The following is a 24,554-nucleotide window of genomic DNA, read 5'->3' as shown; positions in this document are numbered from 1 at the left end:
TACTCAAGACCTTTAATGCGTCATGCAGATTAATCTTTGACTTTACAGTCACCAAGAAAACACCCCGAAAAGCTTGTACCGCAGGGGAAGTTGTTGCACGATTAGATCATTCCAAACCGTGTCAGTGAAGACAGGTTTTAGTTCATCTAAGATTATAACGCTGGTTCAACCAGTATTGAGGAAACCGATATGCCACAATACAAAGCGCCTATACGTGATATGCAATTTGTGTTGCATGAATTATTAAATGCTGAACAACACTATGCAAATCTCCCTGCATTCCAAGAAAACGTAAGCCGTGAGCTGGTAGATCAGTACTTAGAAGCTGCGGCCGACTTCTGTGAAAACGAATTGTCTCCGATCAACCAGACCGGTGACCGTGAAGGCTGTACCTGGAATGACGGCGTTGTTACGACTCCGACTGGCTTTAAAGAAGCGTACCAAAAATACATCGAGCTTGGCTTCCCTTCTCTTTCTGCTGAAGAACAATACGGCGGTCAAGGCTTACCGAACTCTTTAGGTATCGCGATTTCTGAAATGGTGGGTACTGCGAACTGGGCATGGGGCATGTACCCTGGCCTGTCTCACGGTGCGGTTCGTACTTTAGAACATCATGGTTCAGCTGAACAAAAAGACGCTTACCTGCCTAAACTGGTTTCAGGTGAATGGACGGGTACCATGTGCTTAACTGAATCTCATGCGGGTTCTGACTTGGGTATTATCCGTACTAAAGCTGAACCACAAGCGGACGGTAGCTACGCAATCTCTGGCGAGAAGATCTTTATCTCTGCTGGTGAACACGACATGGCAGAGAACATTATCCATATCGTACTTGCTCGTCTGCCAGGTGCACCGAAAGGTACCAAAGGTATCTCATTATTCATCGTGCCAAAATTCAACCTGAATGCTGACGGTTCTATTGGCGAGCGTAACGGCGTACGTTGTGGTTCGATCGAACACAAGATGGGTATCCATGGTAACGCGACTTGTGTCATCAACTTTGACAATGCTAAAGGCTTCCTGATTGGACCTGAAAACCGCGGCTTGAACTGCATGTTCACGTTCATGAACACAGCACGTATCGGTACAGCAGTTCAAGGTCTTGCAGCATCTGAAGGTTCATTCCAAGGCGCGCTTGCATACGCAAAAGATCGTCTGGCAATGCGCTCTTTAAGTGGCCCTAAAGCACCAGAAAAAGAAGCAGATCCAATCATTGTACATCCTGCTGTACGTAACATGCTGTTGACGCAAAAAGCATATGCAGAAGGCGGTCGTGCACTGGTTTATCTATTAGCACAATATGCTGACGTGGTTGAACATGCTGCAGAAGAAGCAGACCGTAAATTTGCAGACAACATCCTGTCATTGCTAACACCAATCGCAAAAGCATTCCTGACTGAAACCGGTTCTGAAGCTGCGAAACACGGTGTTCAGGTATTCGGTGGTCATGGCTTTATTTCTGAGCACGGTATGGAGCAGATCGTACGTGATACACGTATTGCTTGCCTGTACGAAGGTACCACTGAAATTCAGGCACTAGACTTGTTAGGCCGTAAAGTATTGGGTACGCAAGGTGCAATGTTGAAAGACTTCACCAAGATCATCCATAAATTTGCTGAAGCGCACAAAGACAATGCTGCAATGAAAGAATTCGTTGAACCATTGGCTGCCTTGAACAAAGAATGGGGCGATCTGACCATGCAGATTGGTATGCGCGCGATGCAAAACCCTGAAGAAGTGGGTGCGGCTGCAGTCGATTACCTCTACTTCTCTGGTTATGTCACTCTAGCTTACCTATGGGCACGTATGGCATTGGTTGCTCAGGAGCAACTGGCTGCGGGCACCACTGAGGTTGATTTCTACAATGCCAAAGTGACGACAGCACGCTTCTACTTCAAGAAAATCCTGCCACGCGTTCGTTCACACGTTGAAGTGATTGCGACAGGTGTAGAGCCATTGATGAACCTGGATGCGGAACACTTTGCATTCTAAGTTAGTCTCAGACTAGCTACATTTCAGAAAAAGGACGGTCAATCAACAGGCAGTCCTTTTTCTTTATAAAGAGTTACAGAATTAACCTTTAGTCGTCTAACATTCAGATTTTGAGTGTTTTAGACTGATTAAAACTCATTTAATCAAACAATAAACAGGTGACACACCATGCCAATTTATAACGCGCCACTTGCCGATATGAAATTCATCCTGAACGATGTCTTCAATGCAGAACAATTCTGGCAGGCCAATGAAAATCTAGCGCATCTGGATGCTGCGACAGCAGAAGCGATTCTTGAAGAAATGGCAAAATTTTCTCAAAACGTCATGCTTCCTCTGAACCGTACCGGCGATGAAGAAGGCGCAAAAATTGAAAATGGTAATGTGACCACACCTGCTGGCTTTAAAGAAGCGTTCAAACAATATGCAGAAGGTGGCTGGATTGGTCTGGGCGCAGATATGGAATGGGGCGGCCAGGAAATGCCGAAAATGCTAACGGTACTTTCTGATGAAATGCTGTTTGCCACCAACCCGTCTTTTATGCTGTATCCACTGCTTTCTGTTGGTGCGGGCATGGCGCTGAACAGCTATGCTTCACAAGCACAAAAAGAAACCTATTTACCTAAAATTTATTCGGGTGAGTGGTCAGGCACCATGTGCTTAACCGAACCACATGCCGGTACTGATCTGGGTATTATCAAAACCAAAGCTGAACGTAACGAAGACGGCACTTATAGCATCAGCGGCACCAAGATTTTCATCACGGGTGGTGATCATGACCTGGCGGAAAATATTATTCACCTCGTTCTAGCGAAAACCCCAGATGCCCCTGCTGGCTCTCGTGGTATTTCCCTGTTCATCGTACCGAAATTCTTGGTCAATGAAGATGGTTCTATTGGCGAACGTAACCCGGTCGGCCCAGGTTCAATCGAACACAAGATGGGAATCAAGGCATCTGCGACTTGTGTCATGAACTTTGACGGTGCCAAAGGTTACCTCGTTGGTAAAGAAAACGAAGGTCTCGCTGCGATGTTCGTGATGATGAACTACGAACGTCTGTCGATGGGTATTCAAGGCCTAGGTGCTTCTGAATTCGCTTATCAAAACGCTGCGCAATATGCCACAGACCGTTTACAGGGTCGTAGTGCGGCTGGCGTTCAGTCACCAAGCAAACCTGCGGATAGCATTCTGGTGCATGGTGATGTACGCCGTATGCTGCTGAATGTACGTGCCAATAACGAAGCTTCGCGTGCCTTTGCAGTTTATGTAGGTCAGCAACTGGATATCACCAAATTCTCTACTGATCCTGAAGCGGTGAAAAAAGCCAATGACCGCGTTGCGCTATTAACACCAATCGCGAAAGCGTATTTAACGGATACCGCATTCCAGGCGACCCTAGATGCACAAATGGTCTTCGGTGGTCATGGCTATATCCGTGAATGGGGCTTGGAGCAATGTATCCGTGACCTACGTATTTCCCAGATCTATGAAGGCACCAACGGTGTACAGTCACAAGACTTGATCGGCCGCAAAACCATTAAATGTGGCGGCGAATATATCTCTGAATATATCTCTGAAATCCGTGACTTTGCCAATAGTCTGGATGCGGATCTAAACTTTATTAAAGATGCCACACTGGATGCAGCAACTGAAGTTGAATCGGTGACTCAGTACATTCTGGAAGCAGCACGAGAAAGCCATGACTTCCCGAATGCAACCGCAGTTGACTATCTGCACGCTGTAGGTCTGTTGAGCTTCTCTTATATGTTCGCGCGCATTACCAATGCAGCGAAAAATAAAGACGGTGAGTTCTATCAAAATAAAATCGCTCTGGCACGTTACTTTGTACAACGCATTCTGCCTGAACTGGCATTACGCATTACTAAAGTGAAATCAGGTTCTGACGTCATCATGAACTTCTCTGAAGATTATTTCACGACTCAAGCTTAAGCTAAAAATCTGCAATAAAAACGCCTGCATCAGCAGGCGTTTTTTATGAAAATGCAACAATTAAACTTTTTGAATTAGCAAGGTATCCGTCTGATTATTGCTTTTCGGATTCGAATGTTTATTCACAATTTTGATATTCCCCTCTGACTCTAAAGACTCGCAGAGCTCCACCACCTTTTGCATATCTTCAGCCTTAATGCCTACGCCGAGGATTAATTTTTTTCCGGCTTCTAATTGGCTAATTTTTGTTTGAATTTTATCTAACACTTTTTTCTCCTATTTATTCAATGTACCACCCATACAATATAGCAATTTAGTCTAAAATAAGCGCAAAAGTTCAAATAATTTAATCTTTATTTTTCATTCAATCATTCTGTGCATGATCTTTGCACGCTATTCTGTAACTATCTTTATTTCACATGAAAAATCAGGAGGATAATATGTCTAAATCACGTCCGAAAATTGAAAAATTTGAAGCGCTCCTCGACCGTCTTGGTAATCTTGCTGTAGAAAGCTTTCATTATATTGCGCTGTTTATTATTGGCTGTATGGTGATCTGGTCCGCTGGCCATACGGTCATCGACATTCTGACCGTCAAACAGTTCGCCACCATTGACGACATTCTTCTGTTGTTTATTTATCTGGAACTGGGTGCCATGGTCGGCATCTATTTTAAAACCAACCATATGCCAGTACGTTTCCTGATTTATATTGCCATTACTGCACTGACCCGTTTGCTGATTGCAGATATTCAACACACGCATAAAGCCAGCATGGATCTGGTGATTATTACCGGTTCGATTCTGATTCTGGCCTTTGCGATATTAGTGGTGCGCTATGCCTCATGGACCTATCCATCCGTGATCCGTGACAAACATAGTGAAAAGCCATTGCCACTCGGTAAAACACCGCGCCCAGAAGATGATGAATTGGCCTAGTCTTTTAAGCCCTCTTTTTTTTGCACTTCAGCTTAAAGTAATACTTAAGCCTCGTTCAGGGTTTAGGACTATTTATCTCAAGCAACCTCTCCCTTGCGTAGCAGTGCTACTCATCTCCTCACAGGAGAGGGAACTATTTTGGTCTTTTTAGTTATTTACGCTTATTACTGAATTATTCGTTCAGAATTTAAAGCAGTTTAACGATTCGGCATCAGTACATAGCGTCCGTTTTCATAAATCCAGTAGCTGCCACGTGGCGGTGCTGGTAGTCCTAAACGCTGCCAATCGGTAATTACCGTATATCTCGAACTTTCAATCCGGGCAACATTCGGATCACCATTGACCCAGCTATAACTATTCGAATTTTGATAAATGGTGGTCGGTGCCTGATACTGAATATTTAATCCACTTTGACTCTGCGCAGGCGGATAACCCCAATGTGGTGGTCGTTGCGGGTAATGTGGTCGCGGTGGCAGTGGACGTTGCGGATAATGCTGCCGTGGTGGATCATAAGATCGTGGTGCGCTGCGATAATTCGGTACAGATCGGTCTACACCACCATAACCCACCCAGGCATTGCCAGCCATCGTCTGTGCAGAAGCCCCCAATAGCAAAGCAGCGAATATTGCACTCGATAGTACGATTCTCATTTGAGCTTCCTCCGAATAATCTGCTTATATTTTAAACAAAATAGATGCAGAAAATATGGATAAGCTCGTTGGAGCTGCAATTTTTTGTAATGCGCTTGCCTATTTTCAATCTGACAGGCACGTCGGCAGGCTGCTGCTTTATGCTAAAATTGCTTTTTTTAATGTTTCGAGTTGAATACTGTGTCTGATTTAAATTTCGATCGTTTACATGAATATTTTTCTAAAGTACCAAGTGTTCAGAAAGAACGGATTGATAGCTATGGTTCAGATGGCAAACAGGCATGGTGGTTTAAGTTCCAGATCAATGTAGATCATCCGCTGGCTTGGCAAACTGTGCAAGAACTAGGTCATGTCCTGAATTATATTTCTAAAAATGAACGTCTCCCAACTCAGTTTCTTCCAGTTTCGCCACCGCCATATATGAATGGTGTAGCCAAAGATTTCCTGTCTTGGGTAATCCAGTGTAATCACGCAGATTTCCCGCCAGATGTGGTTTGTGACTGGTTAGAAGCGCGTCTGCCAAATCCAGTCGATGATGAAACCCAATGGAAAATTAAAACCGATATTTCTGAGCTGGATGAATTAACGGATAAAGAGCTGGATCAGCTGGTTCCACCGAATCCAGAATCAAAAAGCTGATCATAAAAAATCTCCCTAAATCCCTCTTTTTCAAAGAGGGACTTTCCTCCCTTTAAAAAAAGAGAAGTCAGGAGGGATTTAAAATCAAAACGTTGACCAGCCGCTCCATTCCATAAAGCGATACAGCCAATATTTAAAGAATGAGTTTTCTGCATATTGCGTGTAGTCCACACTCATAGAACGGCCATTCAGATTTGACCATGCCCCCTCAAAATATTGCTGGGCCTCCCTGAAAACTTCAGCCTGAGGTTGACCGACCACGCGCATATTGGTTTCTAGATTATAGTTTTTCAAATTGCGCACCGTAAAATTGGCCGAACCTAAAATCATTTCAGCTTGCTGAGCGCTGCGCTTCATTAGTATTTTGCTATGACATTGCTCACCCTGAGTACGACACCAGCGCACCTCGATACCTGCCTCGTGCAATTCTGAAGCCACCTGCCGGTTTGGAATTCCATTCTTTTCACGGCCAAAAGCATCTTTATTTGGGTCGAGTAAAATCCGGACTTTGACACCACGTTCATGGGCCGCGATCAGACTTTTGATAATTTTGCGCTCAGACAGATAAAACATCGCCAGATCAATCTGCTCATTGACTTTCGCCGTCTGAATCAGATTCAGAATTGCATCATAAATGGCTTTTTCAGTCAGCACCTGAGCTTGTGGCTGGCTGCTGTCTGCCTGAAAATCTCCGGCGACAATGGCTGGCATATTCGCTTGTGACATCCTGCCCACAGACAGTTCTGTTTTCAGAATATCGACGGCTGTGCTGCCCCAGACCAATAAGCCAATATTGGAATGCCGCGAACTGCCATCATGCGGGTTCATGGACGTGACCAGTGCTTTCCAGCCTTGATCGGTATCCACCACCATGGTTTTGCGATGATTGGCTTTAAAGTTAAATAAATCAAAATAACTGCGCAGAGTAATTTTTTCTGTTCCAAATGGATTCGGCAACCAGCCTGTTTCCGGATTATTGCCAATGCCCTGGCAACAGATATACCAGAAGCCTGACCAGCTTGGATTGGAAGCCCGCAACGGCGTCAGATTGGTTTCAATGACATCGATGCCGTGCTGACGTAATTCCCGATACTGCTCGGATCTAATCCCGCCATAAACTGAATTGATCGGATCGGTAATAAACTTGATTTCCACCTCAGGCTGCAGCAGACGCTTACTGATTAAAGCATCACTCAGCTGTTGACTCAGTGCCTGATGCTGCTGCGTAGATGCACCGGTTTGCTGATTAAATAAAAACATGTCCAGCACAATCAGTGATTTGGCTTCTTCAATCATTTTCAGCATTTCATTAAAAATGCGATGATCTAAATGCTGTTTTCCTTCGGCATCCAGATAAGTCTGATCGGCTAGAAATTTGACTTCGGCATGACGCAACTTGCCCGTGTAATTCAGACCTTCCGGCAAAGGCTTATACGTGTGGTAGATCGCCGAAGCCAGATAACCCACGGCCAGCATACTAATGATCAAAGTCGCATAACGGCGATTCGACCAGTTCAATTTATTGTGAATTCGTTGAAAGATACGCATAAGAAAAAACCTAACCCAATATACTCAGGCTAGGTTTTATCTTATGATTTTTCAAGTAGATTTCAGTGAGATCTAGATGATTTGATCGATTATTTCAGTAGACCTGTTAGAAATCATACTGCACGCCGACGGTAAAGTTGCGGCCGACTTGCGGAATATTCGACAGGAAGGAAGTATGTGAATACACCTGATCATCAAGCAGGTTATTGGCCTTGAAATAAACACGATAAGCATTGTTATCTGCAAGGTTATTGGCATAACTCAGGCCAACATTCACCATATTGTAGCCTTGGGTTTCATCTTCATAGCTGGCGATTTTGTCCTGATTAAAGACATGATAATACTCAGCCAAACCTGACCAGCCATTGGCAAAGTCTGCTTCGACTTTAGTGCCTAAGCGACCTGCAGGTACACGTGGTGCATTCTCAGCTTCAATCTTGCCACGTACATAGTCCCCAAAGACGCTGAGCTTATACATATCATTGATCTGATACCCGGCTTGTGCTTCTGTACCATAGAATCTGGCTTTGTCTTGGGTATAGTCGACCAAGCGGAAGTCACCTTCACTATCAGTCGTTGAACCATAAATATAATTATCAAACCAGTTGTGATAGACATGCACGTGATAATCCAATTTATCGCCTTCATAATGCAGACCTAATTCAAGATTATTTGATTTCTCGACATCCAGATCTTCATTCCCTCGCTCATAAGTATTGGTTGCGAAGTGAATCCCGTCTGCATAGAGTTCCTGAGCAAGTGGCAAACGTTGTTGATGTGAACCCACTACAGAAAGCTTATAGTTTGGTGTAAATTCCCAATTGGCAGCCGTGGATGCAGATACACCTGTATCGGAATAATCTTTTTTACGACGAGAGTCGACATCCACTTTTTGATGCTCAACGCGTGCGCCCAACTCAACATGCACATCGCCAAGTTGCTTATGCTCTAACCCAAATAAACTGTATTTTTCAGTTTTGGTATCAGGCATCACGACAGCCTCATGGAAATGGTCATCATGTGGCTCTAATTGACCTGAAAGATCAATCTTTTGTTGGCTATATTGCGCTCCAACTACACCTTCCCAACCTGCAACTGGCACATGTACCAACTCTAGACGACTATCATAACCCTTACTTTTAAAGTTACTGATGATTTCATTTTCTTCCAGTTCATCATGTTCATAGTCAGTAAAACTGGCATGTGCACGTAGTTTTTCTACACCGGCAAAAGGGTTATTCAGTTCGGTACGCAGATCATAACGATGTGACTCTAAACCGACCCACGGTCCGCCATGCGCATGTTCGCCTTCTTCAGTACCATCATCATGTGGAGGACATGCCAATTGATTGCGATCATTCTCATCAGGCCCACAACCATGATATTCATGACTATGTCCCGGCAAGCCATATTGATCCTGACGGTTACTATAGGACAATCCAACAAAACCACGGTCATGAATCCATGCTCCACCAATATTGACTGTCTGCCCTTCAGTAAAAGTATTGCCCACACGACGTTCTTTATGAAAGTGTGAGTGATCTCCATGCGGCTCTTCTACTACATAATCCGGCGCAATATAATCATTGGCTTTACGCTTTGAGCCTTCTACCCGCAAAGCAAAGTTTTCACCAATACCCGCTGTCACACCAGCACTTGCCAGTTTTTCATCACTGCCTGAATTATAACGCAGGCCGACTGTACCTTCCAGACCACCTTCAGGCATTTGAGTTGGGATTTTTTGATCAGTGACATTCACCAACCCACCGACTGTACCGGCACCATAAAGCAATGTAGATGGACCGCGAATCACTTCGACCTGTTTCGCCAGAATCGGATCAACGGTGACAGCATGGTCAGGAGACAAAGTGGATACATCCGCTGTTTCAGAAGCATGCTGCAACACTTTCACGCGTGGACCATCTTGACCACGAATCACCGGACGGCTTGAGCCTGAACCATATTGATTAGAATAAACACCAAGCTCATCTGCCAAGGCATCACCAATGGTAGTGGCACGTTCAGACAGCGCTTTCTGATCCACGACCTGATCCGCAACCGCAAAATCCGCCGCAGTCTGCACCAATGGATGAGCTTGCACCTGAATCGTGTCCATGGTCTGAACCGGGATAGAAGATGAGGATTGCTCTGCAAATACTGTAGGCGCAACTACAGCAAAAATTGACAATGTTATTAGATTCTTAGGGAAGGACATGACCGAAGCTCAAATTCAGTAATCTGGATGAATGTTATAATATAACATTTCATTGTTTTTGCAATCCTTTACGACACTCAGTGATATATTTTATCAAATGGAGCGTAAAACTCCGTCCTTCATGACAGAGATATAAGTGACACGACATAAAATGTCGTTGGATTTTTTTTAAATTCACACTTTTAATTTAACATGAGCTAATATAAGCCCATGAAAACACTTAAATTACGAATAAAAGACAAACATTGCAAGGTGCTAGACCAATTAGCATCTGAGGTGAACTTTGTCTGGAATTATGTCAATGATTTAGGGTTCAAACATTTAAAAAGAAAAGGTGAATTTCTATCAGCTTACGATGTATCGAAATACACAAAAGGCGCATCTAAAGAATGCAGCCTACATAGTCAAACCATTCAGGCTGTGACAGAAGAATTAGTAACAAGACGCAAGCAATTCAAAAAAGCAAAGCTAAAATGGCGTGTAAGTAACAAGAAATCAGCAAGGCGCTCTCTTGGTTGGATACCCTTTAAAAAAGTAGCCATCAAATCTGCTGATGGATCTGTTCAATACGGTAAGCACCAATTCAAGCTATGGGACAGCTACGGATTAAGCCAATACAGCATTAAAACAGGCGCATTCGTTGAGGATGCTCGCGGGCGCTGGTATGTCTGCCTGGTGGTGGATAGCCCTAAAGCTGAGAAACCCACCACTACCAAAGCGATTGGTATTGATCTTGGCTTAAAAGATATTGCGACCTGTTCGGATGGAACTATCATTTCCAATCCCAAGTTCTATCGAAAATATGAACAGAAACTAGGAATTGCTCAACGAGCGAGAAATAAAAAGCGTGTCCGTGCATTACACGCCAAAATTGCAAACTGTCGTAAAGACCATTTGCACAAGGCCAGCACCCAACTGGTGAGGGAGAATGCACTGATTGTTGTAGGTGACTTGAGTGCGAAGAAACTGCTCAAAACCAGGATGGCGAAGTCGGTCCTGGATACAGGATTTTCAGCACTCAAAACAATGCTCAAGTATAAATGCGAGAACGCAAGCGTATTGTTTGAAGAAGTCAATGAGTCCTATACCACCCAGATCTGCTCGTGCTGTAAGCAAATATCAAGCAGTAGTCCGAAAGGTAGGGTTGATCTTGGAATGAGAGAATGGACATGCCAGAACTGCGGTACAGCCTGGCAGCGGGATTTAAATTCTGCCCTGAACATTCTTGCGCTTGGGCATAAGCGTCTAGAAGTAGGAATCTCCCTCTTTTAAGAAGGAGAGGATGTCAATAGAATGTCCTTTGAATATTTTTGATTACATTAAAACATCATTTTTATGCCTTTTACCTTGTCGCATGCTGTGCTTGCTCCCCCTATTTCATATTTGACTGGGAATAGACTCCCTGTTGCTGCGCTGGCCATTGGGAGCATGGTTCCCGATCTACATCGTCTGTTTACTCATACTAATTCTAATATTACCCATTTATGGTCTTCGTTGATTCATCCGGATCTCTGGATTGGTCTGGCTTTTTGCGCAGTCTGGTACCTAATTTACCGGCCCGTGATTTACCGTTTCATCGGTATTCAGCATGATTTAAAGATTCACAATATCCTTTCAGCACTAAAATTCATCCTGGTGATGTGTCTTGCACTCATCATTGGTACAGCCACCCATTTAATCTGGGATGGACTGACTCACGTCGATTTTCGAACTTTTGCCTTCCATGACGTCTTAGCCCAACATTTTCAGTTGTTTGGACAAAGTTATCCGCTGCACCGGATTTTACAGATTGGTACCTCAGTGATTGTCTTGCCTCTTATCTTGTGGATGAGCCTGCATTACTATAAAACTCATCAGCAATATCTTGCAGTCAGCCTAAGAATCAAGTCTTTCGCCTGGGGCTTATTGCTCTTTTCTATATTTACCGGCCTATTTTCGGTCTGGGATTATGCGCGCTATATTTCTACGGAAGTCTGGCAATCGGACCTCTATTATTTTACTGGTCGCTCTATCAATGAATTTAGTCAAGGCTTTTTGATCACCTTCAGTCTGGGCTGTTTATTGTTTTTATTTTTAGACAGAGATCGCAGGATGGGTTAAACAAAGCACTGGCTTTGCGCCTATTCACTTTAAAATGATATTGTTTTTGACCCAAGTTCTTGTGACAACATGCCCAAAGAGGCATAATCCTACCTTTACTCAAAGCGGTACGCTGTTTACGTATTCGCTGACCTTAACCCATATAGTTGGATTTCTAACGCTATGATGCGAACTCATTACTGCGGTTCTTTAACCGAAGCTCAAATTGACCAAACCGTAACATTATGCGGTTGGGTACACCGTCGCCGTGACCACGGTGGTGTAATCTTCCTTGACATGCGTGACCGTGATGGTCTTGTTCAAGTGGTTATTGACCCAGATACTCCTGAAGCATTCGCAACTGCTGATAAAGTACGTTCAGAATTTGTATTAAAAATTACAGGCCGTGTACGTCGCCGTTATGAAGGCACAGAAAATGCCAATATGGTGAGCGGTCAAATCGAAGTCTTGGGTAAAGAAATTGAAGTTCTTGCTCAGTCTGAAACTCCGCCATTCCCTTTGAATGACGAAAACACCAATATTTCTGAAGAAATCCGTTTGAAATACCGTTTCCTGGATATCCGTCGTCCAGAAATGCTAAATCGTTTACGCTTCCGTTCTAAGTTAACCAACCTGATTCGTAACTACTTCGAAGACAATGGCTTCCTAGACGTTGAAACTCCGATCTTAACTCGTGCGACTCCTGAAGGTGCACGTGACTATCTAGTTCCAAGCCGTGTATCTAATGGTAGCTTCTATGCACTGCCACAATCTCCACAGCTGTTCAAACAGTTGTTGATGGTGGGCGGTATTGATCGTTACTACCAAATCGCTAAATGTTTCCGTGATGAAGACTTACGTGCGGATCGTCAGCCTGAATTCACCCAAATCGACGTTGAAACATCGTTCATGAGTGACGATGACATCATGGATTTAATGGAAACTTTAACTGTGAAGATGTTCAAAGAACTTCTAAACGTAGAGTTTGATAAATTCCCACGCATGACCTATAACGATGCAATGCGTGACTATGCATCTGACAAACCAGATATGCGTATTCCTTTGAAACTGGTTGACGTTGCAGACTTGATGCAAGACGTTGAGTTCAAAGTATTCGCAGGTCCTGCAAAAGATCCTAAAGGCCGTATCGTTGCGCTTCGCGTACCGGGTGCTGGTTCACTTCCACGTAGCGCGATTGATGAATATACGAAGTTTGTAGGCATCTACGGTGCACGCGGTTTGGCTTACATCAAAGTCAACGAACTTGAAAAAGGTATCGAAGGTCTTCAATCTCCAATCGTGAAATTCATCGAGCCAATCGTGCTTGATCTATTGAAACGTGTTGGCGCTGAAAATGGCGACATCGTATTCTTCGGTGCAGACAAAGCGAAAGTTGTAAACGATGCCATGGGCGCGCTTCGTGTGAAGATCGGTCATGACATGAAACTTGCAACTTGCGAGTGGGCGCCACTTTGGGTTGTTGATTTCCCAATGTTCGAAGAAACTGATGATGGTAAATGGACATCTGTGCATCACCCATTCACGCTGCCTAAATCTAGCGTAGAAGAAGTGAAGAACAACCCAGGCGCTGCGCTTTCTGTGGCTTACGATATGGTATTGAACGGTACTGAAATCGGTGGTGGTTCACTGCGTATCCATAACCTTGAAATGCAAAAAGCGATCTTTGAAGCGCTTGGCATTGGTGAAGAAGAAGCAGAAGAGAAATTCAGCTTCTTGTTAAATGCATTACGTTACGGTGCTCCTCCGCATGGTGGTTTGGCATTTGGTCTTGACCGTCTTGTGATGCTCATGACTGGCGGTTCTTCAATTCGTGACGTGATTGCGTTCCCGAAAACCAAGACTGCTGAATGTCCATTAACGCAAGCACCTGCTCCAGTTGAATCAAACCAGCTGCGTGACCTTGGTATTCGCTTACGTGAAAAACCGAAAGCTGAATCTCAAGAATAATTCTTGAAGTATTAAGTGAAAAAGCTCTGCCTCGTGCGGGGCTTTTTTTGTAAGATTGAGTCGTATCTGGAACAGTGGCATAATAGCGACAGTTTTCAATCTAAGGTAATTAGCAATGGCTATGCGTCCTGCAGTTCGTAATCGCAGCATTATGCTTATTGTATTTTCAGTGGTTCAATGGCTGTTCATGCGCTATATCCTTGCCAACAACCTGTTCAACCTCGATACCAATGACCGTATTGTGTATTTTTGCCTGAGCAGTATTTTAGGCGCCCTGCTGATTTTTGTAGGTTTGATATATATGGTGCTGAAGGGCAATCCGGACAAAGACCTATAATCTGACCATCTGGATACCATGTACACCCTACTTAAAAATTTCTCCAAGCTTCCACTAAGATTCATTCAAAATCTTGCGCAACTGGCTGGATTGCTTTTGTATATCAGCCATTCTTCTGCACGCCAAGTGACCGAAATTAATCTGGCCTCTGCTTATCCTGAACTTTCTGAATCTGAACGGGCTGATTTGACTAAATGCAGTCTCAAAAGTCAGTGCATGACGTATGCGGAATCAGTCAAGATTTGGGGTTCATCTTCTGAATATGCGCTTTCTTTAATTCGAGATGTGCATGGTGCAGATCTATTTATTCAAGCTTTGCAAAATCCTCAGGGCTGCTTGGCTGTAGTTCCACATTTTGGTACGTGGGAGCTGTTGAATGTCTGGGTGAATCAGCATACCTCTCCTGTGATTATGTACAAGCCCAGCAAGAATCAGGATGTTGACCGCTTCATGCTTGAAGCTAGGCAACGCCTGAATGCCACACTGGTCCCTACAGATGATTCTGGTGTACGTGCTTTGTTTAAGCATTTAAAACAGGGTGGCTTTTCTGCAATTTTACCGGATCATGTACCTAAAGAAAGTGGTGGTATCTACTCACTTTTTTACAATCAGAATGCGCTATCTTCTACCTTACTTTCCAAACTGGCAGCTAAAACACAATGTTCTGTAGTTGGGCTTAGTTGTTTAAGACGTGAAGATTTTTCCGGTTATGATATTTACGTGACTAAGTTATCAAATGATATTTTATCTAAAGATTTACAACTGTCGGTTGATACCTTAAATAAAGAAATGGAGCGCATGATTAATGTCGCTCCAGAACAGTATTTGTGGGGGTATAAAAGGTTTAGGAAACTAAAGGACTCTAAAAATCTTTATAAACATTAATCCTCAACATTTTTTAATTCCCACATTACTAACATACAAACTGCTCAATATTAAAGGCTAATAAACTATATGAGTAGAATAAAATTTGGACAAAACATTTATGAATATTTTCTTTTTAAGAGAAAAATTTCTAAATTAAATAGCACTTTAATAATCGGATTTTTTTGATTAATAAAATCTTGATAAAACTCATTCAATAAGTCATACCGTTGTAGTTTAATAAAATGTTTTACTACACTTGCACCATATTCAATTTGTTTTAATTTAAATTTTGCTCTTTCATGTAAATAAATTACTAGTGCTGCTCTTTCAGTAGCAATAAATAATTTATTATTTATATTGTTAGCGGTTAAACCTTGCATTTGTAACTCTGTAAAAGTTACCCCACCTTCAAAAAAACTAAAGTCGATATATTCACTTAATTTTGCGAAGAAACGCCACTCACCTCCCCCTCGAATATGTTCAGGAAAGCGTATTCTTGTATCGGCTAAAATTTTTTGAGATAAAATATGAGTAGTATCTCTACGAATACATTTCCCAATTAGAGAATCCTTTAAATAATTATAACTGTCTTTTACTATATATAACTCAGTGAGTGACTTATTAGTATTATGAAAAACACGTCTTGACACAAACCATTGATAATTAATATTTTTTTTAATATATTCGTTTGCCTTAGACAAACAATTAATATCAAAATAATCATCATCATCTAAAAAAATAATGTAGTCTATTTCTTGCGAGCAAAGGTAATCTATACCTTTATTACGAGATATACCTACCCCTGAATTCACTTCATTCTTAATATAAACTAATTTATCACTTCCAAGTCTAAGATTTTCGGTTTCATGAGTTGTTGAATCATCAATAATAACATGAACCCAATTTGAATATGTCTGATTTTCAACACTCTGAATACATCTCTTCAATAGCTCAGGTCTATTAAAAGTCGGTGTAATAATTCCAAATTTAATCACTTCATTATTCCATAATATTTACTTACATAAGTCTAAATATGCTTTAGTAGCAACTAACTGCGTGAATTTTTGATTCAAATACGATACTTCTGTATCTTTTTCAACAAATAAACGGATTCGAGAAGCAAGTTCATCTACATCCTGTACTGCTACTAAATATTGATTTGCAAGAATTTCGTTGGGACCCGAAGGGCAATCAGTACTAATAACAGGAGTCCCCAAAGCTAAAGCTTCTAAAATTACTAACCCCAAGCCTTCAAAATCAGATGATAAAACCATCAACTTTGCATGCTTCATATATGGATAGGGATTTTTTTTGAAGCCTGTAAAAATCACCTTATCTTCAATACCTAAATCTTTAACCAATTTTTTAGAAGCTTCTAATAGCTCACCGGTCCCGACCAAAACCAGTTTTTCTTGAACATTAGCTTTTGCATAAGCTTTAATTAAAATATCATGTCGCTTCTGCTGCTTAAATTTTCCAACATTTACAATATACGGTTTTTCAATATCAGGGATATATTCATTTGATGTTGAAACAACCTGTTCAACATCAATCGGGTTATAAATTGTAGTGATCCGACTTTTTGAACCAAATATTTCAATAAAGTCTTTTTCGACCCCCTTACTCACAGCCACACAAGGCTTGGCTAAATAAACTTTATCTAGCTGTTTTCTCATTCCCGCTAATTGTTCACCATATTCCAAACTCGTCGTGTTATGAATGACTAAGTGAACATTCGGCAACTGACTTTTTGATAATACAAAATCAACAGGAAATAAGTTTGATAGAACAAGATCAGGAGTACCAATATTTTTAATCACAAATCGATCAAAAGCTTTTGCTGCAAAACCGGCACGCATAAATTTGGGAATCGCCCGATACTTTTGATAATCAAAAAAGTGAAGTTTTACGCCTTCAGGGATCGGTAAATCAATAATGTTTTTAAAATAAATAATATGTGCTTCATGTCCAGCATCAACCAAACCTTTTGCAAGTGTTAATGCGAATCGCTCTGCTCCATTCCCTTGTAAGGTGAATATAGCTATTACAATTTTTTTCATCTGAAGATTTACCATTTATCAATATCCAAGACTTACCACCAGCTTGTGCGTTCTCTTTTATGACGCTGTTTCGAACGTGAATAAATATTATTATTTTCTTCACATTGTAGACGTTTAAAGATTTCAATAACAATTGCACCTAATTGATGTTCTGAACAAACCTGATCTAAGCGCCAACGCATATTTCGAAGTGTATCATCTGTGCCAACTGCCAAAGCTGATGTTCCATCAAAGAGAGCAACCCGTTGACTTTGTAATTTTTCTAAGGCGGTTTTGTTTTCCACATATCGTTGATTACACAAAATAGCTTCTGTTTCCTGAGCTTTAATTGTATTTATCAATACTACCGCTATCATCAATATTGCTCTCAGAGTAGTATCTTTTTCATAATCTATGAAAGTATCACAAGCAGAAACCAACCATCGCATATTCAAAGAGTTTAATAAAAAATCTCGCTCACTTAACCACAAATCTTTGAATTTATTATAATTTTTATCAATATCAATTTCACGACGAATCAAAACAATTAAACTGGCGTGAAAATGATTGATCTCAGGCTGCCCAACAAACTCTCGCTTAAGATTTTCTATATGCTTATTTAAATCTTTTTCAGAGCCATAGGTATATTCAATGTCATTTCCAACAATCAACTTTTTCTTAAGTGTCTCTATATCAGTTTGCTCCAAGCTTTCATAAATTTTATCTGCACCAAAACGACGTTGATGTCGACTAAATGAAAACCATTGCTCAAACTTGGATTTTTTTCTAGGAGGCATCACACACCACTACTTATTTAAGCTATTTCCTTGGGACTTTTCCCAAAGAATCAAATATTTATCAAATGTATAAAACATCAAAACTAAAGATGAAATGATCCCATATGCACCAGATAAGAATGCGCCGCGTATCCAATATTCACGTATAAACGAAAAACAGGTCCGCAAGAGTATACTAATCAAACTAATGTTTTTCTGATATTTGTATTTATCACAAGCCCAATCAAGACTATAACGATTACGCTTCACCACATAATGAAATAAATCTTCACTAGTAAAATGGAGATGCAAACCTTTTAATTTGACAATCTGAGCTCTGTTTGTATTGACAGACTCATGCACATCCAAATCAGAATAAGAAAAAAAGTGACGAGCATAAAGGCGATTTTCCCAATCACGATACCAACCTCTTAAATGCGTCGGTATACCTGAAAAATAATTCACTCTAGCCAAGCTAAAAACGCAATCTGTTTGTACTGACTGGTTTAAAATCTTGACTATCGACTCACGTAAACTTTGACTCAATCGCTCATCAGCATCTAATACTAAAATATAGTCACCCGTTGCATAGTGCTGTGCTAATTGACGTTGTTTTCCAAATCCCTGCCAATCTGTATTCACATACCACCGAGCATGATATTTTTCAGCTATCTGAGCAGTTTGATCATGACTACCTGAATCTAAAATCACAATTTCATCTACAATATCATGTACTGTATTTAAACAAGCTGCTAAATGTTTTGCTTCATTCTTAACAATCATAACCAAAGACAAAGTAGACTTTTTTTGTGATTGATCAATTGGGGTTAAAGTTTTTGCAATATCTACAGATTCCTGAAATGCTAGTTCTGCCTGATTATTAACTAAGTCATATAAAATTGCATATTTATTGAAAGTATATTGAGTAAATAGTAACGAATAAACCAGCCCATACTTCCCCATAAGGAAACGACCATCTATAAAATACTGCTTAAAAAACGCCCAAAAAGTATGCACAAAAATGCTTAATGCACCACAAGTTTTATTTCGTAGTGCACGATCATCAGCCCAAGCCTTGGCATAAGATAAACGCTTATCTATCCAAAAATATGGCGTTTCTGCAGTATGATGTAATAAAAGACCTTGTAAAGTAGAAGTATGAGCATCTTTGATTTCTATTGATTCGTGTACTAAATTATCATTATATTGAAAATTTGCTGGATACAATCGCCAATGCGCCTTTAACGGCCAATATGGATTATCAATTGCATGACCAAAGATACAATCGATTCGTTTAATACCATAAACTGTATTGGCAGGTGGCTGCGCAATCACCTCAAGAATGCTTTGCTTCAACTGAGGGGTGATTTCTTCGTCTGCATCTAGTGCTAAAATCCAGTCACCCGTTGCATAACTCTGCGCCAATTGTCTTTGCTTGCCAAAACCTTGCCAATTTGTATTCACGAACCATTGACCACCAGCAGATTCCACTAGTTGCCGACTATCATCAGTACTACCAGAATCAAGAACAATAAGCTCATCAATCCAACCCCTTAAAGCAGGTAAGGATATGGCTAAATTTTTTGCCTCATTTTTTACCATCATCACAACACTTAAGCGAAATGGCCGAGGTTGTTGATTTAATACAAACGACATAAGATTACTGCCAAGCCTCTTTAATCCAATCTGATGGCAACACATAGCGATACCATTTCCCCCCCCCACCATTTACCGCATCTGGTGGATTAATTTCACCATGGAAAACAATAATTTTTGCACCTTCGGGTTTTACTGGTGCTTTAAAGTACGCCAAAGGTATTTTTTGCAAGCAATGATACTTATAACTTTTACACCAACTGTCAGGCCAGTAAGAGAGCTTTTTCTCTTGATCGACATACCAAGACAAATAAGCTTGCTCATTGCGGAACTTTTGACGAATTTCATCAAAATGTTCACGGAAATAAGGTAATAGGCCCGGGAAAGCACCCAGCTTAAACCGGTAAACCGAACTATTACCGGTAATACGCCACGGCCGTTTCCAGTCATGAATAATCAGAAAGTCGCCCGGATAGGTAAAGAACTCATCGATATTATCGACAATCACTACATCAAGATCGAGGAAGAGTGCATTGCCTTCCAAACCATACAGATCAGGCTCAAAAGTAGATAGCTTGTTCCAGCCACGCTCAGGAGCACCTTCAGGCAATGCCAGAGGTGGAATAGGGAAACATTGTACTGCAGGATCAATGCCTTCAGTACGATCCGTCAGACAGACCATTTTAAAGTCGACTGTCGTATGTCGTTTAACCATATTGTATAAACGATTGACGTATTCCGAACCGTATTTGGTTCCCCATTTCATACAAATAACGATGTTACTCATTGCGTATGCCTAAGCTCATCTTAAAATCTTCTTGATGGTGAATATGATGACATAAGTTCGGCAGAATAAGTACATCACTTAAAAAAAACCTCTCAAATGAGAGGTTTTTTCAATCAGTAAATTCTGAATTACTTCACATACGTTAACCAGTGTGCATATTTAGGATCTTTACCCTGAACTGCATCAAAATAAGCTTTCTGGATTTGTGTGGTGATTGGACCACGTACACCTTCACCAATCTGACGGTCATCGTATTCACGGATTGGTGTTACTTCTGCAGCAGTGCCGGTAAAGAATGCTTCATCTGCGATGTAGAACTCATCACGGGTAATACGGCGTTCAATTACGTCATAACCCAAGTCTTTAGCAATCGTAATAATCGTTTGACGGGTAATACCATCCAGCGCACCACCTGCGATATCAGGCGTATGAATCACGCCATCACGCACCAGGAATACGTTTTCGCCTGAACCTTGGCATACATAGCCTTGTGGGTCGAGCAGCATTGCTTCATCATAACCTGAATGCGCCACTTCTTGATGTGCAAGAATCGACAGCGTGTAGTTACCTGATGCTTTGGCCTTACACATGGTCACGTTCGGATGATGGTGGGTAAATGAAGACGTTTTTACGCGAATTCCCTTCGCCATCGCTTCTTCACCGAGGTAAGCACCCCAGCTCCATGCCGCAACTACGGCATGAATGGTATTGTCAGTTGCAGCGATACCGAGTTTTTCAGAACCAATAAAAATAATTGGACGTAAATAGCAAGACGCTAATTTGTTTTCACGAACAACATCAATTTGAGCCTGTTCTAATGCTGCTTGATCAAATGGAACTTTCATTTGATAAATTTTTGCAGAATTCAACAAGCGCTTCGTATGTTCTTTAAGACGGAAAATAGCCGTTCCATTCGGGGTTTCATAAGCTCGGACGCCTTCAAACACACCCATGCTGTAATGCAAAGTATGTGTTAATACGTGAGTTTTTGCCTCACGCCAGTCAACTAGTTGTCCATCTTGCCAAATGAAACCATCACGATCAGCCAAATTCATGCCACAAACTCCAATTTCTCACAATTATTCACTATCCAGTGCAAAGTCTGCACTTGGATCAATCAGTCTTTGCCATAACTTGCAAACGGTCATTCGGGTATCGTGCCAGTCGCTTGCAGACACTTGCATGGATTGATTTGCAAGGGCTAAGCGATGGCTCTCGGCGCGTTCACGGAGATAAGCTTGAATCAGAGCAGTCGCATCGTCGCTGGATAAGCAACCTGATTTTGCGGCATCCTCAAGAATTCGTACATTGTCGGAGAAATGGGCGAGATCTTTATTCGTCCCACTCCAAGCCAACACCGCATACTGTGCCATAAATTCGATGTCTACGATACCACCTGCATCTTGTTTTAAATGAAAAATACCATCTTTTTTTTGCTCTTTAGAAGAACCGAGATGCTCCTTCATTTTCTGACGCATTTTCAGTACTTCTGCCCGTACATAATTTTCATCACGGGGCTGAATCAAAATATCCCGGCGCAAGACTTCGAACTTTTTTCGCAAGCTCATTTCACCCGCAATCGGGCGGGCTCGCACCAAGGCCTGATGCTCCCACAACCAGGCACTCTTGAACTGATATTGTTCAAAGGCTTTTAAACTGGTGACCAAAAGCCCAGCTTCGCCCGATGGACGCAAGCGGGTATCGACTTCATATACGCGTCCATCCAGGGTTTGCGTGGTCATCAGTGACATAAACTTTTGTGCCACGCGCATGGCAAATTCAAAGCCACTAATCGGCTTGAGTCCATTGGTATCGGCCTGTTCACCCATATAGTGAATAAACACCAGATCCAGATCTGAGCCATAACCCAATTCAATGCCACCGACTTTACCATAACCAATGACTGCAAAAGCCGTATGCTCGACTGAACAGCGCTGCCCTTCTGCATCCAGTGGAAAACCATGCTTTTTCGCAACAATCTGATAGGCCAGATGCAGCGCTGCATTCACCGATACTTCAGCAATATCGGTCAAGGCATCGGAAACTTTCATCAGCGGGCTTTCTGCCAGCACATCACTGGCGGCTACAGCAAGTACATTGGATTTTTTAAACAGGCGCAAAACCCGCATCTGGTCTTCGACCTGATCAATTTCAATGCGCAACAGTTGCTGGCGCAAGGAATCTTCCAGATCCTGACGTTTTGGCAATTCAAAATCCATCGACAGGAATTCATCCAAGAGTACCGGATAATGGGTCAGTTCTTCACAAATCCAGGGGCTGACCGTGGCCATCTTCACCAGTCGCTGTAACGCCCCCTTACTCTCAATTAACATCACCAGATATACCGTACGGCGCATCACTGATTCAACTAGGGGCATTAAGCGTACCAACGCCACCTGAGGATCATTTGACTGTAAAACGGCTTCAATTAAATGTGGCCAAAAAGCTTTTAAACGCTGCACTGCTTTGGCTGGTAATTTTTTTAAGGCATGCCCATTCCAAAACTCATAGACAAGATTCTTTGCATTCTCGTCCAAAACTTCTTTGAGTTTCTTTTCCAACTGGGAAAAACTTTCAACCAAGGTGTCAGGACCATTTTCCTTGATTAAATGATCAAACTGATACATCACTTTGTCACGCTTTTCATTGAGATATGCCATAAAGCTGTCCCAATCCGCAAAACCAAGTGTGTCCGTTATACGCGCCCTTAACTCTGGCTCTGTCGGTAGTGATTGCGTTTGCTGATCATTCAGTGCCTGAATCGCGTGCTCAACCCGGCGCAGGAATAAATAGGCATTTTCCAGATCCTGCACCGCCTGTTCATCCAGCAACTCGGCATCATCCAGATGATTCAGATTCACCAGACACTGCCGATCCTGCAATTCAAGTTTGGCGCCGCCGTAAATCAACTGAAACACCTGCACGATAAACTCGACTTCGCGAATGCCACCGGCTCCGAGCTTGATATCATCTTCAATATTACGGCGCTGTACTTCGCGCTCGATCATAGCTTTCATTTCGCGCATGGCTTCAAAAGCGCTGTAATCGACGTACTTGCGAAATACAAATGGACGGGTCATCTCCAGCAGCTCATCGCCTTCCGGACTTGGATTGACAATACGCGCTTTAATCCAGGCATAACGCTCCCATTCACGCCCATGCTGGCTCAGATATTTTTCCAAGGCCGCGTGGCTAATGGCCAGCGCCGAACCATCGCCCCAGGGACGGAGGCGCATATCCACCCGGAATACAAAACCATCCGCCGTGATCTGATCCAGCAAATGAATCAGTTTCTGTCCCCACAGGATGCAAAACTGCTGCACATCAATACATTTGCGCCCATCGGTTTCACCCTGCTCATCGAAGGCAAAAATCAAGTCGATATCACTGGAAAGATTGAGTTCTTGGGCGCCGAGTTTGCCCATCGCGATGACAATCAGATCCTGGACTTTTCCGTTATAGCCAATCGGCTGGCCATACTTGGCAGCGACCGGAATACGGGCAAAATCTTTCGCCGCACAGATGCAGGCATCGGCAAAATCGGAGAGTTCTTGAGTGAGGGTAATAACATCGGTGAGTTGATTGGCATCCTGCCAGATCCAGCGAAACATCAAACGAGCCCGCAGAATACGCATTGCGCGCATCCACGTTGCTTCATCGCTTATATTCAGGATGCAGTGCTGCACCAGCTGATCAATATATTCCCGACTGAGTGAGCCTTGAAACTGATCAATTGCATAATCCTGTTCCAGTAAACTCTGGTGATTGGCCAATACCTGTTCGGTATATTGGCTAGCTCTTAAGGTTTTCTGCAATTGTGCCGCATTCATCACTCAACTCTTCCCCTGAAACATTCTGCTTAGTTTTGACATACTCCCACCACTTTCACGATGTTCAAGTGGGGGATTCTAAAAGTAAAAGCTCTTAGGTGACTTCCTCACGGATTTCACTTGCTTTCTGCTTCGCAAGGCGACCTTTACCGCATCCACCCTCCACAGACAAAACGGTATGTCCTACCGCCAAAATATTGCGAGAAGCATTAATATCTGCATTCTCGCCAAAGCTACACTCGACACAACTAAAGTTTGCTTGAGTAAGCCTATTTTCTTTTGCAACGTGACCACATGAACTACAAGTCTGACTTGTATATTTAGGGTCAACTTTAACGAGTAA

21 protein-coding genes are annotated in these 24,554 nt (G+C 42.2%); 9 read left to right on the top strand and 12 right to left on the bottom strand.

Annotated elements, in window-relative coordinates:
* Positions 1-189: 189 nt before the first annotated feature.
* Both PV763_RS06980 and PV763_RS06975 read left to right on the top strand, forming a co-directional pair.
* A complete protein-coding gene (locus PV763_RS06980) occupies positions 190-1,992 on the top strand; it encodes an acyl-CoA dehydrogenase C-terminal domain-containing protein (RefSeq protein ID WP_191112206.1) in 1,803 nt (600 codons plus the stop codon).
* A 168-nt stretch (positions 1,993-2,160) separates the two neighbouring features.
* On the top strand, positions 2,161-3,942 hold the full coding sequence (locus PV763_RS06975) for an acyl-CoA dehydrogenase C-terminal domain-containing protein (protein WP_005103290.1): 1,782 nt from the start codon (positions 2,161-2,163) through the stop codon (positions 3,940-3,942).
* Between the two features lie 60 nt (positions 3,943-4,002).
* On the opposite strand, the gene PV763_RS06970 is transcribed toward PV763_RS06975, so the two are convergent.
* A complete protein-coding gene (locus tag PV763_RS06970) occupies positions 4,003-4,209 on the bottom strand; it encodes a hypothetical protein (protein WP_005261855.1) in 207 nt (68 codons plus the stop codon).
* A gap of 173 nt (positions 4,210-4,382) precedes the next feature.
* On the opposite strand from PV763_RS06970, the gene PV763_RS06965 reads away from it, so the two are divergent.
* Positions 4,383-4,880, top strand: a complete 498-nt coding sequence (locus PV763_RS06965; RefSeq protein ID WP_004647497.1) for a phosphate-starvation-inducible protein PsiE — start codon at positions 4,383-4,385, stop codon at positions 4,878-4,880.
* 197 nt (positions 4,881-5,077) lie between these two features.
* On the opposite strand, the gene PV763_RS06960 is transcribed toward PV763_RS06965, so the two are convergent.
* The gene (locus PV763_RS06960; protein ID WP_129716407.1) at positions 5,078-5,530 is read right to left on the bottom strand and encodes an RcnB family protein; all 453 of its coding nucleotides are present in this window, start codon (positions 5,528-5,530) and stop codon (positions 5,078-5,080) included.
* 180 nt (positions 5,531-5,710) lie between these two features.
* Between PV763_RS06960 and PV763_RS06955 the strand changes: the two genes are divergently transcribed.
* Positions 5,711-6,169 carry a hypothetical protein gene (locus PV763_RS06955; protein ID WP_129716405.1) on the top strand — a complete coding sequence of 153 codons (459 nt, stop codon included), beginning with the start codon at positions 5,711-5,713 and terminating at the stop codon, positions 6,167-6,169.
* 84 nt (positions 6,170-6,253) lie between these two features.
* Here the strand turns inward: PV763_RS06955 and PV763_RS06950 are convergent, their stop codons facing one another.
* On the bottom strand, positions 6,254-7,717 hold the full coding sequence (locus tag PV763_RS06950; RefSeq protein ID WP_191112205.1) for a phospholipase D family protein: 1,464 nt from the start codon (positions 7,715-7,717) through the stop codon (positions 6,254-6,256).
* 106 nt (positions 7,718-7,823) lie between these two features.
* Positions 7,824-9,932 (bottom strand): zinc piracy TonB-dependent receptor ZnuD, encoded by a 2,109-nt coding sequence (gene znuD, locus PV763_RS06945; protein ID WP_420937543.1) that lies wholly within the window; start codon positions 9,930-9,932, stop codon positions 7,824-7,826.
* A gap of 210 nt (positions 9,933-10,142) precedes the next feature.
* Here znuD and PV763_RS06940 point away from each other — a divergent pair, with 210 nt between their 5' ends.
* The 5 genes from PV763_RS06940 to PV763_RS06920 all read left to right on the top strand — a co-directional run bounded on the left by PV763_RS06940 (position 10,143) and on the right by PV763_RS06920 (position 15,201).
* Positions 10,143-11,204 (top strand): RNA-guided endonuclease InsQ/TnpB family protein, encoded by a 1,062-nt coding sequence (locus PV763_RS06940; RefSeq protein WP_191112203.1) that lies wholly within the window; start codon positions 10,143-10,145, stop codon positions 11,202-11,204.
* 63 nt (positions 11,205-11,267) lie between these two features.
* The gene (locus tag PV763_RS06935) at positions 11,268-12,032 is read left to right on the top strand and encodes a DUF4184 family protein (RefSeq protein ID WP_114541331.1); all 765 of its coding nucleotides are present in this window, start codon (positions 11,268-11,270) and stop codon (positions 12,030-12,032) included.
* 162 nt (positions 12,033-12,194) lie between these two features.
* Complete coding sequence (aspS, locus tag PV763_RS06930) at positions 12,195-13,979, top strand: aspartate--tRNA ligase (RefSeq protein ID WP_420937542.1); 1,785 nt, start codon at positions 12,195-12,197, stop codon at positions 13,977-13,979.
* A 115-nt stretch (positions 13,980-14,094) separates the two neighbouring features.
* Entirely contained in the window at positions 14,095-14,316 is a 222-nt protein-coding gene (locus PV763_RS06925; protein ID WP_004278319.1) for a hypothetical protein, read from the top strand.
* An 18-nt stretch (positions 14,317-14,334) separates the two neighbouring features.
* Positions 14,335-15,201, top strand: a complete 867-nt coding sequence (locus tag PV763_RS06920; RefSeq protein WP_420937541.1) for a lysophospholipid acyltransferase family protein — start codon at positions 14,335-14,337, stop codon at positions 15,199-15,201.
* Positions 15,202-15,299: 98 nt separating this feature from the next.
* On the opposite strand, the gene PV763_RS06915 is transcribed toward PV763_RS06920, so the two are convergent.
* The 8 genes from PV763_RS06915 to PV763_RS06880 form a co-directional block, all read right to left on the bottom strand.
* On the bottom strand, positions 15,300-16,178 hold the full coding sequence (locus PV763_RS06915) for a glycosyltransferase family 2 protein (protein WP_213687672.1): 879 nt from the start codon (positions 16,176-16,178) through the stop codon (positions 15,300-15,302).
* A gap of 18 nt (positions 16,179-16,196) precedes the next feature.
* On the bottom strand, positions 16,197-17,258 hold the full coding sequence (locus PV763_RS06910) for a glycosyltransferase (protein ID WP_224217201.1): 1,062 nt from the start codon (positions 17,256-17,258) through the stop codon (positions 16,197-16,199).
* Between the two features lie 17 nt (positions 17,259-17,275).
* Entirely contained in the window at positions 17,276-18,019 is a 744-nt protein-coding gene (locus PV763_RS06905) for a hypothetical protein (protein WP_201701596.1), read from the bottom strand.
* A gap of 9 nt (positions 18,020-18,028) precedes the next feature.
* Entirely contained in the window at positions 18,029-19,654 is a 1,626-nt protein-coding gene (locus tag PV763_RS06900; RefSeq protein WP_213687674.1) for a glycosyltransferase family 2 protein, read from the bottom strand.
* Between the two features lie 4 nt (positions 19,655-19,658).
* Positions 19,659-20,381: a hypothetical protein gene (locus tag PV763_RS06895; RefSeq protein WP_224217200.1), complete on the bottom strand. Its 723-nt coding sequence runs from the start codon at positions 20,379-20,381 to the stop codon at positions 19,659-19,661.
* Positions 20,382-20,509: 128 nt separating this feature from the next.
* Positions 20,510-21,436, bottom strand: coding sequence for a branched-chain amino acid transaminase (locus PV763_RS06890; protein ID WP_004278329.1), 927 nt, complete (start codon positions 21,434-21,436; stop codon positions 20,510-20,512).
* Between the two features lie 24 nt (positions 21,437-21,460).
* The gene (glnE, locus tag PV763_RS06885; protein ID WP_420937540.1) at positions 21,461-24,211 is read right to left on the bottom strand and encodes a bifunctional [glutamate--ammonia ligase]-adenylyl-L-tyrosine phosphorylase/[glutamate--ammonia-ligase] adenylyltransferase; all 2,751 of its coding nucleotides are present in this window, start codon (positions 24,209-24,211) and stop codon (positions 21,461-21,463) included.
* Between the two features lie 94 nt (positions 24,212-24,305).
* Positions 24,306-24,554, bottom strand: a 249-nt coding sequence (locus PV763_RS06880) for a zinc ribbon domain-containing protein (RefSeq protein ID WP_420937539.1), incomplete at its 5' end; no start/stop codon positions are given.

The sequence above is a fragment of the Acinetobacter sp. AS5 genome (assembly GCF_048957595.1).
In the GTDB taxonomy this organism is placed as follows: domain Bacteria; phylum Pseudomonadota; class Gammaproteobacteria; order Pseudomonadales; family Moraxellaceae; genus Acinetobacter.
The sequence above is the reverse complement of the archived record's forward strand: the minus strand, read 5'-3'. Positions and strand labels throughout refer to the sequence as shown.